The sequence below is a fragment of the Pseudomonas paeninsulae genome (assembly GCF_035621475.1).
GTDB classification, from domain to species: domain Bacteria; phylum Pseudomonadota; class Gammaproteobacteria; order Pseudomonadales; family Pseudomonadaceae; genus Aquipseudomonas; species Aquipseudomonas paeninsulae.
Genome location: NZ_CP141799.1, coordinates 362116 through 378925, shown reverse-complemented (window position 1 = coordinate 378925; position 16810 = coordinate 362116). Strand labels below are relative to the sequence as shown.

General features: G+C 63.7%; 14 protein-coding genes. 6 read left to right on the top strand and 8 right to left on the bottom strand.

The genetic code is table 11. The features are described from left to right. The first annotated feature begins 5 nt into the window (after positions 1-5). The gene (ligB, locus tag VCJ09_RS01620) at positions 6-1682 is read left to right on the top strand and encodes an NAD-dependent DNA ligase LigB (RefSeq protein WP_324732883.1); all 1677 of its coding nucleotides are present in this window, start codon (positions 6-8) and stop codon (positions 1680-1682) included. A 234-nt stretch (positions 1683-1916) separates the two neighbouring features. Here the strand turns inward: ligB and VCJ09_RS01615 are convergent, their stop codons facing one another. The 4 genes from VCJ09_RS01615 to VCJ09_RS01600 all read right to left on the bottom strand — a co-directional run bounded on the left by VCJ09_RS01615 (position 1917) and on the right by VCJ09_RS01600 (position 5808). Then, entirely contained in the window at positions 1917-2366 is a 450-nt protein-coding gene (locus VCJ09_RS01615) for a c-type cytochrome (RefSeq protein ID WP_324732882.1), read from the bottom strand. Positions 2367-2468: 102 nt separating this feature from the next. Further along, positions 2469-2855: an MAPEG family protein gene (locus VCJ09_RS01610; protein WP_324732881.1), complete on the bottom strand. Its 387-nt coding sequence runs from the start codon at positions 2853-2855 to the stop codon at positions 2469-2471. A gap of 99 nt (positions 2856-2954) precedes the next feature. Beyond that, complete coding sequence (locus VCJ09_RS01605; protein WP_324732879.1) at positions 2955-4238, bottom strand: Zn-dependent hydrolase; 1284 nt, start codon at positions 4236-4238, stop codon at positions 2955-2957. A gap of 82 nt (positions 4239-4320) precedes the next feature. Next, on the bottom strand, positions 4321-5808 hold the full coding sequence (locus tag VCJ09_RS01600; RefSeq protein WP_324732878.1) for an NCS1 family nucleobase:cation symporter-1: 1488 nt from the start codon (positions 5806-5808) through the stop codon (positions 4321-4323). A gap of 589 nt (positions 5809-6397) precedes the next feature. On the opposite strand from VCJ09_RS01600, the gene hydA reads away from it, so the two are divergent. The 4 genes from hydA (at position 6398) to rpiA (ending at position 11331) form a co-directional block, all read left to right on the top strand. Then, complete coding sequence (hydA, locus tag VCJ09_RS01595) at positions 6398-7837, top strand: dihydropyrimidinase (RefSeq protein WP_324732877.1); 1440 nt, start codon at positions 6398-6400, stop codon at positions 7835-7837. A 98-nt stretch (positions 7838-7935) separates the two neighbouring features. Then, on the top strand, positions 7936-9303 hold the full coding sequence (locus tag VCJ09_RS01590; RefSeq protein ID WP_324732876.1) for an NAD(P)-dependent oxidoreductase: 1368 nt from the start codon (positions 7936-7938) through the stop codon (positions 9301-9303). After that, positions 9304-10578 carry an NAD-dependent dihydropyrimidine dehydrogenase subunit PreA gene (gene preA, locus VCJ09_RS01585; RefSeq protein WP_324732875.1) on the top strand — a complete coding sequence of 425 codons (1275 nt, stop codon included), beginning with the start codon at positions 9304-9306 and terminating at the stop codon, positions 10576-10578. 81 nt (positions 10579-10659) lie between these two features. Further along, positions 10660-11331, top strand: a complete 672-nt coding sequence (rpiA, locus tag VCJ09_RS01580; protein WP_324732874.1) for a ribose-5-phosphate isomerase RpiA — start codon at positions 10660-10662, stop codon at positions 11329-11331. A gap of 257 nt (positions 11332-11588) precedes the next feature. Here rpiA and VCJ09_RS01575 read toward each other — a convergent pair whose 3' ends face one another. From VCJ09_RS01575 to VCJ09_RS01565, 3 genes are all read right to left on the bottom strand, one after another. Continuing rightward, the gene (locus VCJ09_RS01575; RefSeq protein WP_324732873.1) at positions 11589-12521 is read right to left on the bottom strand and encodes an SdiA-regulated domain-containing protein; all 933 of its coding nucleotides are present in this window, start codon (positions 12519-12521) and stop codon (positions 11589-11591) included. Between the two features lie 102 nt (positions 12522-12623). Next, the gene (locus VCJ09_RS01570) at positions 12624-13289 is read right to left on the bottom strand and encodes a fumarylacetoacetate hydrolase family protein (protein ID WP_079204356.1); all 666 of its coding nucleotides are present in this window, start codon (positions 13287-13289) and stop codon (positions 12624-12626) included. 186 nt (positions 13290-13475) lie between these two features. Continuing rightward, positions 13476-14870, bottom strand: a complete 1395-nt coding sequence (locus VCJ09_RS01565) for an FAD-binding oxidoreductase (RefSeq protein ID WP_324732872.1) — start codon at positions 14868-14870, stop codon at positions 13476-13478. Positions 14871-15058: 188 nt separating this feature from the next. On the opposite strand from VCJ09_RS01565, the gene serA reads away from it, so the two are divergent. After that, the gene (serA, locus tag VCJ09_RS01560; RefSeq protein ID WP_079204354.1) at positions 15059-16288 is read left to right on the top strand and encodes a phosphoglycerate dehydrogenase; all 1230 of its coding nucleotides are present in this window, start codon (positions 15059-15061) and stop codon (positions 16286-16288) included. 59 nt (positions 16289-16347) lie between these two features. Here the strand turns inward: serA and VCJ09_RS01555 are convergent, their stop codons facing one another. Further along, on the bottom strand, positions 16348-16782 hold the full coding sequence (locus VCJ09_RS01555; RefSeq protein ID WP_324732870.1) for a DUF4399 domain-containing protein: 435 nt from the start codon (positions 16780-16782) through the stop codon (positions 16348-16350). Positions 16783-16810: the final 28 nt, after the last annotated feature.

Here is a 16810-nt window from a genome sequence, read left to right as displayed (position 1 = left end):
TCATGATGAAAACCCGCCTCGCGCCTCTACTCATCACTCTTCTCGCCCTCGATGCCTGGGCCGGCCCTTGCCCCGATTGGCCTATAGCGCAGGCCGAGCGTGAAGTCAGCGCACTCGGCGAGCAGATCGCCACCTGGGACGATGCCTACCACCGCCAGGGCGTGTCCCTGGTGGCCGACGAACTCTACGATCAGGCGCGCGCCCAGCTGGAACAGTGGCACCGTTGCTTTACCGAGATCGGCACCGCGCCGCCCGACCCGTTGGCCGGCAGCGCCGGGCGTATTACCCATCCGGTGGCGCACACCGGGTTGCGCAAGCTGGCGGATAACGCGGCGGTGCGCGACTGGATCGCGAGCCGCGAAGACCTGTGGATCCAGCCCAAGGTCGATGGCGTGGCGATCACCCTGGTCTACCGTGGCGGGCATTTGCAGCAGGCCATCAGCCGGGGTGACGGCCACAGCGGCCAGGATTGGACGGCCCAAGCGCAGCGCCTGCCGGCGATTCCGCAACGCCTGCCGACGCCGCGTGACCTGACCCTGCAGGGCGAACTCTATTGGCGCCTGCCCCGGCATGTGCAAGCCAACGCCGGTGGCCGCGGTGCGCGCGGCCGGATCGCCGGACTGCTGGCGCGACAGAGCCTCGACGATGAAGACGCCGCCGGCATCGGCTTGTTCGTCTGGGACTGGCCGGACGGCCCGAGCGAGATGCGCGAACGTCTGCAGCGCCTCGACGCCATGGGCTTTGCCGACAGCCGGCGCCTCAGTCAGCCGATCGTCGACTTCAACCAGGCCAGCCACTGGCGCGAGCACTGGTACCGCAGCACGCTGCCTTTTGCCAGCGACGGCGTGGTGCTGCGCCAGGGCACCCGACCGCCAGCGCAGCGCTGGCAAGCCGAACCACCGCATTGGGCGGCGGCCTGGAAATACCCGCTGAGTCAGGCGCTCGCGGTGGTGCAGGCGGTGGATTTCCGGATTGGTCGCAGCGGACGCATCACCCCGGTGCTGCGTTTGCAGCCGATCAAACTGGACGAGCGCAAGATCGAATATGTCAGCCTCGGTTCGTTACAGCGCTGGCAAACCCTGGACATAGGTCCAGGCGATCAAGTCGCGATCCAGCTGGCCGGGCTGACCATTCCCAAACTGGACAGCGTGGTCTGGCGCAGCCAGCAACGTCCCGGGGTCAAGGCTCCGCAACCCGGCGACTACCATCCGCTGAGCTGCTGGCGGGCGACGCCGGCCTGCACCAGCCAATTCCGCGCACGCCTGGCCTGGCTCAGTGGCAAACAGGGTTTGGCGCTACCTGGGGTCGGCCCCGGCACCTGGGACAAGCTGCTGCAGACGCAGCAACTCGACGGTCTGCTCGACTGGCTGACCCTCTCCGCCGCGCAATTGGCCAAAGTCCCCGGTCTAGGCCCGCGCAGCGCCAGCAAGCTCGAACAGAGTTTTACCCTGGCCCGGCAACGCCCCTTTGCCGATTGGCTGCACGCGCTCGGCCTGCCGCCCAGCGGCGCGGCGCCGCTGGCGGACGACTGGGATGAACTGGCGCAACGCAGCCGCGCGCAGTGGCAGCGCCAGCCGGGCATCGGCCCGACCCGCGCGGCGCAGCTGCAGGCCTTCTTTCAACATCCTGAAGTGCGCGTATTGCGCGAACAACTGCGTGCAGCGCGGGTCGAGGGCTTTTAAGCGGGCACGCTGACCAGCGCAATCAGGCTGCGCCGCGCGCACCTCGTAAATACCGCGACCTGATCTGCCGTTATGCCGCGAGACAACCGGCTAGCAGGCCGTTGAAAAATGTAGGCGAGGCCGCCGAGACAAGGCAAAAACAGGCGAGGAAGCGGAGTTTACGAGCTGTAAATGAGCATTCCGAGCCTGTTTTTAACGCCGTATCGGCAACGTAGGTAGTTTTTCAACGGCCTGCTAGAACGCGCGAAACTCCTCATGGCAGGCCTTGCAGCTGTCCTCGACGCGTTGCACGGGCGCGCCCAGATCGGCACTTTTCAGCGGCAGGGCTGCGCTCGCGACAACCAGCGCGGCCGTGCTTGCTTCCAATTCGCGCGCCAGTTGCTGAAAACGCTCCTGGCGTTGCCATACGTCATCCTTGGCGCGGGTCTCACCGCCCTCTTCCTTGACCTGGGGAAAGTGCTGCCAAGGCGTACGGACCAGCTGATCGAGTTCGGCCGCACCGCTGACGAAACGCTGCTCCTTGAAGGCAATCCGCCCACGCAACATACCGCCGAGGTCTTCACTGACCTTGAGCATCTGTTTGAAGATGCCCTGGCGCAGGCCCTGCGGTGAATTCGGATCGACACCCCCACAAGCAGTCAGGGTCAGGGCAAGCACAACGAGGAACAGGCTTTTCAACTTCATAACACCTTCACGACAAACAGCTTGGGCTAAAGGAACGGCCGACAGTATCGCCATCCATTGCCAGCGGGCCAAGCGTGGTGTTTTGCCGCAGCGATCAACGGCTCACGCCGAGACCACAAACAGGCTGATGATCAGACCCATACCGACGAACCACACCAGCGAGCGAACAGGCGCCCAATCGGCCAGGTAGCAGAGCCAATACAGCACACGACTGACCACAAAGGCGATGGCCAACTGATCGAGCAAGCCCTGCTCGGCGCCGCCGGCCAGGTGGGCGATGATCACTGCCGCGGCGAACGCCGGGGTGACCTCGAAGCTGTTGAGTTGGGCATTGTTGGCGCGGCGGCCGAGGCCTTCGAGACTGGCGAGCAAGGCGCGCGGGTCATGGTTGTGCCTGGGACTGAAGCCACCGCCGACGATCTTGGCTGTAACAGTGGATAGGTAAGGCAGAAACAGCGCGACCAGCACGCACCAGTAGGCAGTTGTCATGGGCACTCCATAGCTTGGGGACAGCGGGCCCCAAGCTTGGACTGCCGACCGGCGGTCGTCCATGACCCAACCGTCGCTCTTCGATGGCGAATCGGCCAATCAGTCCGCCAGTTTGCCTGTGCCGATGGCCGCCGACGCGGCCAGCATCGCGCGCAGCAGCACCGCGCAACCTGCGGCCAGATCGGTCGGGGCGGCGTTCTCGATCTCGTTGTGGCTGATGCCACCCTCGCAGGGCACGAAGATCATCCCGGCCGGGCCCAGTTCGGCGAGGAAGATTGCGTCATGCCCGGCGCCACTGACGATATCCATATGGGTCAGCCCCAGACTCTGCGCCGCGCCGCGAACCGCCTCGACACAGTTTTGGTCGAAATACAGCGGCGGGAAGTCGGCGGTGGGGGTCAGCTCGAAACTCAAGCCATGCTTGGCACAGGTCGCGTCGATCACGCCGCGCACCTCTTTGATCATCGAATCCAGGCGCGCCGGCTCAAGGTGACGAAAATCCAGGGTCATGCGCACCTCGCCGGGGATCACGTTGCGCGAACCGGGATAGGCCTGCAGGCAGCCGACCGTGCCGCAGGCGTGCGGCTGGTGCTCCAGGGCCACCCGATTGACTGCCGCTACGATTGCGGCGGCACCGACCAGGGCGTCCTTGCGCAGGTGCATCGGGGTCGGTCCGGCATGCGCCTCGACACCCTTGAGGTTGAGGTCGAACCACTTCTGCCCGAGCGCACCGAGCACCACGCCGATGGTCTTGTGTTGATCCTCGAGGATCGGTCCCTGCTCGATATGCGCCTCGAAATAGGCGCCCACCGCATGCCCGCTGACCTCACGGCTGCCGGCATAGCCGATGGCATTCAACGCCTCGCCCACCGTGACGCCCTCGGCATCGCGCTTGGCCAGGGTTTCAGCCAGGGTGAATTTCTCGGCGAACACCCCGGAGCCCATCATGCACGGGGCGAAGCGCGAACCTTCCTCGTTGGTCCAGACCACCACCTCCAGCGGCGCCTCGGTCTGTAAGCCCAGGTCATTCAGGGTGCGCAGCACCTCGACCCCGGCCAGCACGCCAAAGCAGCCGTCGAACTTGCCGCCGGTGGGCTGGGTGTCGATATGGCTACCGGTCATCACCGGCGGCAGCGCGGGGTTACGCCCGGGGCGGCGCGCGAAGATATTGCCCAGCGCATCGACCGTCACGCTGCAGCCGGCCTCTTCGCACCAGCGTACGAACAGGTCGCGGGCCTGGCGATCGAGGTCGGTCAGGGCCAGACGGCAGACCCCGCCCTTGGCCGTGGCGCCGAGCTGGGCCAACTCCATGAGCGACTGCCACAGGCGTTCGCTGTTGATATGCGGCTGGCTGGACTGCAGAACGTCGACGGCAGCATTCATGATGATCTCCTCGGGCTTTCTGGTTGTCTGAGCGAACCCGTCCCGTGGGGCGCAGGGTTCGCGGTAGGTCTGTTGGATCGCCTCATAGCGGCGCCTTGGCCACCAGCGGTTGTGCGTTGCGCAGGCTACACAAGCCAAAATAGATCAGCCCACCGAGGAACGAACCGGTGAACCAGCCATAGTCGTAGAACCAACTAAAGGCACTGCTGCCCAGCGACAGCAGAGTCAGCGCCACCGGTACGCCAAAGGCGACAAAGCCGATCCAGTTCCACGCCGGGTAGACGTCGTCGCGGTACAGCCCGGCCAGGTCGAGTTGCTGTTTCTTGATCAGGAAGTAGTCCACCACCATGATCCCGGCGATCGGCCCGAGCAGGCTCGAATAGCCCAGCAGCCAGTTGGAATAGACGCTTTCCAGGCTCAGGTCCGAGACCAGCAGGCCGAGCTTCTTCAGCAGTTCGTGGGCCATCAGGCCGAGACCGACGAAACCGGTGAGCCATACCGCCTTGGTCCGGTTGATCAGCTTGGGCGCGATGTTCTGGAAGTCGTTGGTTGGCGAGACGATGTTCGCCGCGGTGTTGGTCGACAGGGTCGCGACTATGATCAACGCCATGGCCAGGGCGACCCAGCCGGGGCTCTGGATGTGGCCGATCAGACTGACCGGGTCGGACACGGTTTCACCGACCAGCGAGGCGGATGCTGCGGTCAGCACCACCCCGAGGGAGGCGAACAGGAACATGGTCAGCGGCAGACCGATGATCTGCCCGATGATCTGATCCTTCTGGCTCTTGGCGTAGCGGCTGAAGTCCGGGATGTTCAGCGACAGGGTGGCCCAGAAGCCGACCATGGCGGTCAGGCCGGCAAAAAAGTAGCCCGTCACGCTGGCGCCTTCCGGCCGAGTAGGCGGCTGCGCCAGCAATTCGCTCATCGACACGTTGGGCATCGCCCACACCAACAGGCCGGCGCCGACCAGCACCAGCAGCGGTGCGGAGAGGGTTTCCAGCCACTTGATCGACTCGGCGCCACGCAGCACCACCCACAGGTTGAGGGTCCAGAAGATCATGAAGCCGATCACCTCACCGGTGCCACCAAGCTCCTTCCAGCCCTCGAAGATCGAGCCGAGAAACAGGTGGATGGCCAGGCCGCCGAACATGGTCTGGATGCCGAACCAGCCACAGGCCACCACCGCCCGGATCAGGCAGGGCACGTTGGAGCCGATCACGCCGAAGGAGGAACGCAGCAGCACCGGGAAGGGAATGCCGTACTTGGTGCCGGGAAAGGCATTCAGGGTCAGCGGCACCAGCACCAGGATATTGGCCAGCAGGATCGCCAGCAGCGCCTCGCCGACCGACAGGCCGAAGTAGGCGGTCAGCACCCCGCCGAGGGTGTAGGTCGGCACGCAAATCGACATGCCGACCCAGAGCGCGGTGATGTGCCACTTGTTCCAGGTGCGCTCATGCACCTTGGTCGGGGCGATGTCGTGGTTGTAGCGCGGGCTGTCGAGTACGTCGGGGCCAGCGGCCAGTTCGTACAAGCCATCGCGCTCGGTCACTTGCGATCTGCTCTGTTGCATGGGGCCTCTCCAGGAATTGTTCTGATTGTTCGCTCATCGGGATGAGCCGATGGCCGGAGTATTTTTGTGCCTCAGCGCCGGCCAACTCGGTAGCGGCAACACTCAATAAGCGTGCCGAAACTCTCACCAGCCTTGCTGAAACTAGCTAACCATATGATCTGTAAAACCCTTACCGAACTGTTTGCACTCCTCGCGGGGTTATTCCCCGTTCCTCGGCAGCCATCCACGCATGCCTGTCCACATAGTCAGGATTCAAACTGGTGCAGGCAAACTTTTTTGCACCGTCGCGTACCAGTCACGAACCCGACTCAAACGCTTGAATTTCCACTGCAAATCTCGACCATATTTCAATCTTGTCAAGCTCGTCAAAATGCTTAGTCATCTCCACATTTTGCTGATTTATATATTTAATCGTTATATTTCAATAACTTAATTAATAAATTAATAGCTGTAAAAATAATCTTGCTCAATCGCAAGGCTAGTACTAGATTAATTCCTGTCACACCTGACAGGAATAATGCTTCCGTCAGGCTGACACGCCATAACATCAAGAACCGGCACACACCGGTCAGCCTGTGAGGAACTCGGCATGTCTCTGTTGATCCGCGGCGCCACCCTGGTCACCCATGAAGAAAGTTACTGCGCCGACCTACTCTGCGCAGACGGCCTGATCCAGGCCATCGGTCATAACCTGGATGCGCCGGCCGGCTGCGAGCTGCTCGACGGCAGCGGCCAGTACCTGATGCCCGGCGGCATCGACCCGCACACCCACATGCAACTGCCCTTCATGGGCACGGTGGCCAGCGAGGACTTCTTCAGCGGCACCGCCGCGGGCCTGGCCGGTGGCACCACCTCGATCATCGACTTCGTCATCCCCAACCCGCAGCAGTCGCTGCTCGAAGCCTTCCACACCTGGCGCGGCTGGGCGGAGAAATCCGCAGCCGACTATGGCTTCCACGTCGCCATCACCTGGTGGAGCGAGCAGGTCGCCGCCGAAATGGGCGAGTTGGTGGCTAAGTTCGGCGTCAACAGCTTCAAGCACTTCATGGCCTACAAGAACGCCATCATGGCTGCCGACGACACCCTGGTGGCCAGCTTCGAGCGCTGCCTGCAACTGGGCGCGGTGCCCACGGTGCATGCGGAAAACGGCGAGTTGGTCTATCACCTGCAGAACAAACTGCTCGCCCAGGGCATGACCGGACCCGAGGCGCATCCGCTGTCGCGCCCCTCCCAGGTCGAGGGCGAGGCCGCCAGCCGCGCCATTCGCATCGCCGAAACCTTGGGTACGCCGCTGTACCTGGTGCACGTCTCGACCCAGGAAGCCCTGGATGAGATCACCTACGCCCGGGCCAAGGGCCAGCCGGTGTACGGCGAGGTGCTGGCCGGCCACCTGCTGCTCGACGACAGCGTCTACCGCCACCCGGACTGGCAGACCGCCGCCGGTTATGTAATGAGCCCGCCGTTCCGCCCGCGCGGCCATCAGGACGCACTCTGGCGCGGCCTGCAGTCGGGCAACCTGCACACCACCGCCACCGACCACTGTTGCTTTTGCGCCGACCAGAAAGCCGCCGGCCGCGACGACTTCAGCAAGATCCCCAACGGCACCGCCGGCATCGAAGACCGCATGGCCGTGCTCTGGGACGAAGGGGTCAACAGCGGCCGCCTGTCGATGAATGACTTCGTCGCCCTGACCAGCACCAACGCCGCGAAGATCTTCAACCTGTTCCCGCGCAAGGGTGCACTGCGCGTCGGCGCCGATGCCGACCTGGTGCTCTGGGACCCGCAGGGCACCCGGACGATCTCGGCCAAGACCCACCACCAGCAGGTCGACTTCAACATCTTCGAGGGCAAGACCGTGCGCGGCGTGCCCAGCCACACCATCAGCCAAGGCAAGCTGGTCTGGGTCGACGGCGAGCTGCGCGCCGAGCGCGGGGCCGGGCGCTACGTCGAGCGCCCCGCCTACCCGGCGGTGTTCGACCTGCTGAGCAAACGCGCCGAGCTGAACCGGCCGACGCCGGTAAACCGCTAACCCACAACCCTTTGCCAGAACCGGCCCACAGAGGCCGGACGGCCGCTTATTCGCTGTTCACTGCCCAATAAAAGCCACAAAACCGGGAGGCAACAACCGTGATAGACACCCTCAGCCACCTGCCGCGGCCGAATGCCGGCGCGGCCGAATTGGCCGATCGCTTCGCCGATCTGGCCCCGCCGCTCACCGACCGCCAGGCCGCCCTGGAAAGCGCGCGCTGCCTGTATTGCTACGATGCGCCCTGCGTCAACGCCTGCCCGAGCGAGATCGACATCCCCTCGTTCATCCGCAATATCAGCCACGAAAACGTCCAGGGCGCGGCCGAGAAAATTCTCTCGGCGAATATCCTCGGCGGCAGTTGCGCCCGCGTCTGCCCCACCGAAATCCTCTGCCAGCAGGCCTGCGTGCGCAACAACGCGCAGGAATGCGCGCCGGTACTGATCGGCCTGTTGCAGCGCTACGCCATCGATAACGCCCAGTTCAGTGAACACCCGTTCCAGCGCGCCCCAGACAGCGGCAAACGCATCGCGGTGGTCGGCGCCGGCCCGGCGGGCCTGTCCTGTGCCCATCGGCTGGCCATGCACGGTCACGAGGTGGTGATCTTCGAGGCCCGCGAGAAAGCCGGCGGCCTCAACGAATACGGCATCGCCAAGTACAAGCTGGTGGACGACTTCGCCCAGCGCGAACTGGAGTTCCTCCTGCAGATCGGCGGCATCGAGATCCGCAACGGTCACACGCTGGGCGACGACCTCAGCCTGGCCGAACTGCACCAGCAGTTCGATGCGGTATTTCTCGGCATCGGCCTGGCTGCCAGCAAGCGCCTCGGCCTGGCCGACGACGCCGCGCCGGGCCTGCTCGCCGCCACCGACTACATCCGTGAACTGCGCCAGACCGACGATCTCAGCCAATTGCCGCTGGCCAAGCGCTGCATCGTCCTCGGCGCCGGCAACACCGCCATCGATATGGCGGTGCAGATGAGCAAGCTCGGCGCCGACGACGTTAACCTGGTGTACCGCCGCGGCCTCAGCGAGATGGGCGCCACCGAGCACGAGCAGGCCATCGCCAAGGACAACCAGGTACGCCTGCTGACCTGGGCACAACCCGAGCAGGTGCTGCTCGACGCTCAGGGTCAGGTGCGCGGCATGCGCTTCGCCCGCACCCGCCTGGACAACGGCCGCCTGCAGTCCACCGGCGAGACCTTCGAACTGGCCGCCGACGCCATTTTCAGCGCCATCGGCCAGGCCTTCGACGGTGAAGCCCTGGCCGATCCGCTGGCCCATGAACTGAAGCGCGAGGGCGAACGCATCTGGGTCGACGCGCAGCTGCAAACCAGCCTCCCCGGCATCTATGCCGGCGGCGACTGCACGGCGCTGGGCCAGGACCTCACCGTCCAGGCCGTACAGCACGGCAAGCTGGCCGCCGAGGCCATCCACTCCCACCTCATGCTCACCGTGGAGGCCGCATAAATGGCTGATCTATCCATCGAATTCGCCGGCATCAAAGCACCCAACCCGTTCTGGCTGGCCAGCGCGCCGCCCACCGACAAGGCCTACAACGTGGTCCGCGCCTTCGAGGCCGGCTGGGGCGGGGTGGTCTGGAAGACCCTCGGCGAAGACCCGGCGGCGGTCAACGTGTCGTCGCGCTATTCGGCGCACTACGGCGCCAACCGCGAGGTGCTCGGCTTCAACAATATCGAGCTGATCACCGACCGCTCTCTGGAGATCAACCTGCGCGAAATCACCCAGGTGAAGAAGGACTGGCCGGACCGCGCAATGATCGTCTCGCTGATGGTGCCCTGCGTCGAGCAATCCTGGAAGGCTATCCTGCCGCTGGTGGAGGCTACCGGCTGCGACGGCATCGAACTGAACTTCGGCTGCCCCCACGGCATGCCCGAGCGCGGTATGGGCGCGGCGGTCGGCCAGGTACCGGAATATGTCGAACGGGTCACCCGCTGGTGCAAGACCTACTGCTCACTGCCGGTGATCGTCAAACTCACGCCGAACATCACCGACGTGCGCCTGGCCGCCCGCGCCGCCTATCGCGCCGGCGCCGATGCGGTGTCGCTGATTAACACCATCAACTCGATCACCAGCGTCGACCTGGAGCGCATGGTTGCCAACCCCATCGTCGGCAGCCAGAGCACCCACGGCGGCTACTGTGGTTCGGCGGTCAAGCCAATCGCCCTGAACATGGTCGCCGAGATCGCCCGCGACCCCGAGACCCGCGGCCTGCCGATCTGCGGCATTGGCGGCATCGGCAGCTGGCGTGACGCGGCCGAGTTCGTGGCGCTCGGCTGCGGCGCGGTACAGGTGTGCACCGCCGCCATGCTGCATGGCTTTCGCATCGTCGAGGAGATGCAGGACGGCCTGTCGCGCTGGATGGACAGCCAGGGCTATGCCAGCCTCAAGGATTTCTCCGGCCGCGCGGTCGGCAACACCACCGACTGGAAGTACCTGGACATCAACTACCAGGTGATCGCCAAGATCGACCAGGACGCCTGCATCGGCTGCGGCCGCTGCCACATCGCCTGCGAAGACACCGCGCACCAGGCCATCGCCAGCCTCAAGCAGGCCGACGGCACTCACAAATACGAGGTGATCGACGACGAATGCGTGGGCTGCAATCTGTGTCAGATCACCTGCCCGGTCGAGGACTGCATCGAGATGGTGGCGCAGGACACCGGCAAGCCATTCCTCGACTGGCTGCACGATCCGCGCAATCCGTATCGCGAGGCCTCGTAGCCGTCGTGCAGAGGGCGAGGATTTTATCCGCATGCGGCTATAATTCGCGCCTTCGAACTCCACGCAGGCGCAGAGACCGTGATGAACCAGGATCAACTCAAGCAAGCAGTCGCCCAGGCTGCCGTCGACTTCATCCTCCCCAAGCTCGACGCCAAGAGCGTCGTCGGGATCGGCACTGGCTCCACGGCCAACTGCTTTATCGATGCATTGGCCCAACACAAGGCCGAGTTCGACGGCGCCGTGGCCAGCTCCGAAGCCACCGCTGCACGCCTGAAAGGCCATGGCATTCCGGTCTATGAACTGAATGTCGTTAGCGATCTGGAGTTCTATGTCGATGGCGCCGATGAAAGCGACGAGCACCTCAACCTGATCAAGGGCGGCGGCGCCGCCCTGACCCGCGAGAAAATTGTCGCCGCCGTGGCCAAGACCTTTATCTGCATCGCCGACGCCAGCAAGCTGGTGCCGGTACTGGGCGCCTTCCCACTGCCGGTGGAAGTGATTCCGATGGCGCGCAGCCATGTCGCCCGCGAGCTGGTCAAACTCGGTGGCGACCCGGTGTATCGCGAGGGCGTGAGTACCGACAATGGCAACCAGATCCTCGACGTCTACAACCTGTCCATCGTCAACCCGCGCGAGCTGGAAGCGCAGATCAACAACATCGTCGGCGTGGTCACCAATGGCCTGTTCGCCGCCCGTCCGGCGGACTTGTTGCTACTGGGCACGGCCGACGGGGTGCAAACCCTGACCCGCTGAACACTCGGCGATCTGGCCGGATACGTAAGGGGAGCTAGATTTGCGCCGCACCGATCAACCTCGGTGCACTGCCTGCGGCGAGTGCACCCTACGGATTGCGGGTTGCTCGAAATCCGGCGATACGTCCGGGGACCGTAGGGCGGCTTCGGAGCGCAGCGACAACCCGCCAGGATTTGCGCCGCACCGATCAACCTCGGTGCACTGCCTGCGGCGAGTACACCCTACGGATTGCGGATTGTTCGAAGGCGTCGGAACGCTTAATCGATCTGCCTGGGCAGCACCACCGGCGCGTCCTTGCTGAACACATAGAGCAGGTTGGGTTCGCCGACGATGTAGATATTGCCCGCCGCATCCATGGTCACCCCTTCGGCCTGCTTGATGCTCTGGTGCAGACCGTTGAGACCGCCGATCAGGCTGATGAAGCTGACTGGCTGGCCATGGCTATCCAGCTCCAGCAGCAGACGCGACTCGTCGGAAAGCACCAAGGTGTGACCGCTGCGCGCATCGAAACTCAACGAAGAAATATCGCGCACGAACGCGCGCTTCGAGGGCAACGCCTGCAGCGTCCCGGCGGCACCGTCTTCGCCGGCTAACGACAAGCTGAACACTCCCAGCGGACCGCGCTCCTTGCCGAGCAGCACGCGCTGATTGAGCGAGTCCCAGGCAATCCCCTCGAAGCCCTTGTTGCCGGCATCGGCAAAGCCCAGGTCGAACGATGGATAATCCCCGGCATCGAGGCTTAGCGTGTCGTCGTCGAGAGTGAACGCCGTCATGCTGCGCCGGCGCTCATCGATGATTGCCAAGCGGCCACCGGAGATGACCTCGACACCTTCGGGGTCGGAAAAACCGCTGAGCGGGATACGCCGCAGCACCTCGCCGTCCAGCGACAATTCGACCAGTTGCGGGTGCTTGCCGGTCACGGTAAACAGCGTGTCGCTGGCGGGGTTGTAGGTCAGCCCTGAGGTTTCATCCCGTTCCAGGCCGGCCAGCGACTTGCCCTGCACGACGGCCCGATAGCCCGGCAGCCAGATGCTCGCCTGCTGCTCGGCAACACTCAGGCGGCCTTCCTCGAGCCAGAACCAGGCGCGCTCATCCAGCCGCAGGAAATTGATCAGCCACGCCGTGACGACAACCAGCAACAGCAGCAGCAACCGGCGCGGGCGCATGAAACGAAAGAACGGGGCAGGCATTGGGCACGACTCGAGATAAGCATGACCATCAGACTAGCGAGCAAGGCTTGAGGTTCGATTACCATAGGGGCGCCTCCAGGCGCCCCTTATATACATAGTCCGTTACAGCACGCGACTGGCAAAGCGCGCGTGACCGACCAGCTCGAGCACCAGCTCGTCGCCCTTGTGCAACGGGCCGACTCCGACCGGCGTACCGGTGAGGATCACGTCGCCCGGCTGCAGGCTGAAGTGACCGGCGATGTGCTGGATCATCGGCAGAATCGGGTTGAGCATATCGCGACTGTTGCCGTCCTGACGCACTTCGCCGTTGATGCTCAGGCGGATACCGATGTCGCTCAGGTCTTCCACGGCATCGCCCGGCACGAAGGGCGCCAGCACGCAGGCACCGTCGAAGGATTTGGCGATTTCCCAGGGGTAGCCCTGCTCCTTGAGCTTGGCCTGCAAGTCGCGCAGGGTCAGGTCGAGGGCCGGGGCGAAGCCGGATATGGCGTCCAGCACTTCTTCGGCATTCGGCGTGCGCGACAACGGCTTGCCGATCAGCACGGCAATTTCCGCCTCGTAATGCACCGCGCCGCGCTCGTCGGCAATGACAAATCCCTCATCCAGCGGCACCACGCAGCTGCCGGCCTTGATGAACAGCAAGGGCTCGCTCGGCAGCGGGTTGTTCAGTTCCTTGGCGTGTTCGGCGTAGTTGCGGCCGATGCACACCACCTTGCCCATGGGGAAATGGATATGGGTGCCGTCGACGTACTGGTGCTGGTAACTCATGGGCGACTCCTTATGGGAATGCGGTGCGCGGCTCTTTGTGGGAGCGTGCGTGTAGGGCGGGTGCAACCCGCCCTACGCTCGTGTCCGTTTAAGCGCGGCGGTGTATCCGGAAAACAGCAGAGCTGGCTGCTGCCAATGAGCATTTTTCCGGGCACGCCAACGCGGCATGGCCAAGCGCAGTAACGGTCAGACCGGGAAGATCTTGCCAGGATTCATGATGCCGTTGGGATCGAATACCGCCTTGATCGCCTTCATGTAACCGATCTCCGCCTCGGAGCGGCTGTAGTGCAGGTAGTCGCGCTTGGTCATGCCGACGCCGTGTTCGGCGCTGATCGAGCCGTTGTACTTCTGCACGGTCTCGAACACCCACTTGTTCACCGTCGCACACTTGGCGAAGAACTCGTCCTTGGACAGATTCTCCGGTTTGAGGATATTCAGGTGCAGATTGCCGTCGCCGATGTGGCCGAACCAGACGATCTCAAAGTCCGGGTAGTGCTCAGCGACGATGGCATCGATCTCATGCAGGAAGGCCGGCACTTTCGACACGGTGACCGAGATGTCGTTCTTGTACGGGGTCCAGTGGCTGATGGTCTCGGAGATGTATTCGCGCAGCTTCCACAGGTTTTGCAGTTGCTGCTCACTCTGGCTCATCACCCCGTCGAGCACCCAGCCCTGCTCGACGCAATGCTCGAAGGTGGCGAGAGCGGCATCGGCCACTTCCTCGCTGCTGGCTTCGAACTCCAGCAGCGCATAGAACGGACAGTCGGTCTCGAACGGCACCGGCACATCGCCGCGGCCCATGACCTTGGCCAGGGCCTTGTCGGAGAAGAACTCGAAGGCGGTCAGGTCCAGTTTGTTCTGGAAGGCGTGCAGCACCGGCATGATCGAGTCGAAGTCGGCCGCGCCGAAGACCATGGCGGTGAGGTTCTGCGGCGTACGATCGAGGCGCATGGTGGCCTCGACCACGAAGCCCAGGGTGCCTTCGGCGCCGATAAACAGCTGGCGCAGGTCGTAGCCAGTGGCGTTCTTGATCAGGTCCTTGTTCAGCTCCAGCAGCTCGCCGGTACCGGTGACCACCTTCAGGCCGGCCACCCAGTTGCGGGTCATGCCGTAGCGAATTACCTTGATCCCACCGGCATTGGTGCCGATATTGCCGCCCAGCTGGCTCGAACCGCTGGAGGCGAAATCGACCGGGTAGTACAGCCCCTGCTCTTCGGCGAACAGCTGCAACTGCTTGGTCACCACGCCCGGCTGACAGACCACGCTGCGGTCGAATTCGTTGAAAGCGAGAATCTGGTTCATATAGTCGAAGGCCACCACCACTTCGCCGTTGGCCGCGACGGCAGCGGCCGACAGCCCGGTGCGGCCACCCGACGGCACCAGAGCGACCTTGTGCTGGTTGGCCCAACGGACGATGGCCTGCACCTGCTCGATGCTCTTGGGAAATACGATGGCACAGGGAGCCGGGGCGAAGTGCTTGGTCCAATCCTTGCCGTAGGCGTTGAGGGAATCGGCGTCGGTCAGCACCTTGCCAGGCTCAACCAGGGTCTTCAGCTCTTCGATCAGCGCAGGGTTGGTCATCTACGGAACTCTCAAACGATTCATGGTCACCCTGAGCACGCTTCATCTGCCAGGGGTGGGTGTTTCGCGGGGCTCGTATGCTAGCATACGCCCCCCGTGAATCGTGCTCCTGCGCCGATCTACGAGCTGCGACCGGCTGCGCCCGGCCTCTTTCCCTGACACCATTATGTGGGACAACAGGTACTCCGATGAGCAAGACCTCTCTCGACAAGAGCAAGATCAAGTTCCTTCTTCTCGAAGGCGTCCACCAGAATGCGGTGGATACCCTGAAGGCTGCCGGCTACACCAACATCGAGTACCACAAGGGCGCACTGTCAGACGACGAGCTGAAAGAAAAGATCGCCGACGCGCACTTCATCGGCATTCGCTCGCGCACCCAGCTGACCGCCGATGTCTTCGATTGCGCCAGTCGCCTGGTGGCTGTTGGCTGCTTCTGCATCGGCACCAACCAGGTCAATCTCGACGCCGCCCGTGAACGCGGTATCGCGGTATTCAACGCGCCCTACTCGAACACCCGTTCGGTGGCCGAACTGGTGTTGGCCCAGGCCATCCTGCTGCTGCGCGGCATCCCGGAAAAGAACGCCTCCTGCCACCGTGGCGGCTGGATCAAATCGGCAGCCAACTCCTTCGAGATCCGCGGCAAGAAGCTCGGCATCGTCGGCTACGGCTCGATCGGCACCCAGCTCTCGGTCCTGGCCGAAGCCCTCGGCATGCAGGTGTTCTTCTACGACACCGTGACCAAGCTGCCGCTGGGCAACGCCACCCAGATTGCCAAGCTGCACGACCTGCTGGGCATGTGCGACATCATTTCCCTGCACGTGCCGGAGCTGCCATCTACTCAGTGGATGATCGGCGAGCGGGAAATCCGCGCCATGAAGAAGGGCGGCATCCTGATCAACGCCGCTCGCGGCACCGTGGTTAAGCTGGATCACCTGGCCGCCGCGATCCGGGACGAGCACCTGATCGGCGCCGCCATCGACGTGTTCCCGGTCGAGCCGAAATCCAACGACGAAGAGTTCGAGAGCCCGCTGCGCGGCCTCGATCGGGTGATCCTGACCCCGCACATCGGCGGCTCCACCGCCGAGGCCCAGGCCAACATCGGCCTGGAAGTGGCGGAGAAACTGGTCAAGTACAGTGACAACGGTACCTCGGTGTCCTCGGTCAACTTCCCCGAAGTCGCCCTGCCGGCGCATCCGGGCAAGCACCGTCTGCTGCACATTCACCAGAACGTGCCGGGCGTGATGAGCGAGATCAACAAGGTGTTCGCCGAAAACGGCATCAACATCTCCGGTCAGTTCCTGCAGACCAACGCCAAGGTTGGCTATGTGGTGATCGACGTCGACGCCGACTACTCCGACCTGGCGCTGGAGAAGCTGCAACACGTCAACGGCACCATCCGTAGCCGCGTGTTGTTCTAAGCGCCGCCGGGTAACGAAAAAGGGAGGCCATTTGGCCTCCCTTTTTCATGCTCGCGATGCTACTGCACGGTCACCGTGATTTTCTTCGAGATCACCGGCGGGACCAGCGGCACATGGTTGTTGTCGCCCACCAGCAATTGCAAGGTGTGTGTCCCTGGCGGCAGGCTGAGTTCGGTCTCGGTCTGGCCCTTGCCAAAATGACGCAGGCTGTCGGTCATCGCCAGCGGCTGGTTCATCGCCGGGGCGTCCTCCAGGTCGATCAGCAGGTGATGGTGCCCAGTGGCCGGCGCGTCAATACCTGCCGGCGCCACACCCATGCCCTTGAGGCCGAACTTGACGGTGAATGTTTGGCCGACCGTAGCGCCGTCGGCAAGCTCGATAAAGTACACCGCCGCTCCGCTGGGCGCCGCAGTATGTGGCACGGCCGCCAGGGCTAAGCCCGAGGCGCTTAGCAGCGCCGCGGCAAGTCCGAAACCAGTGCGTAATGTTTTCATAGTAGATCCCTCAGGTAACAAGTCCCTG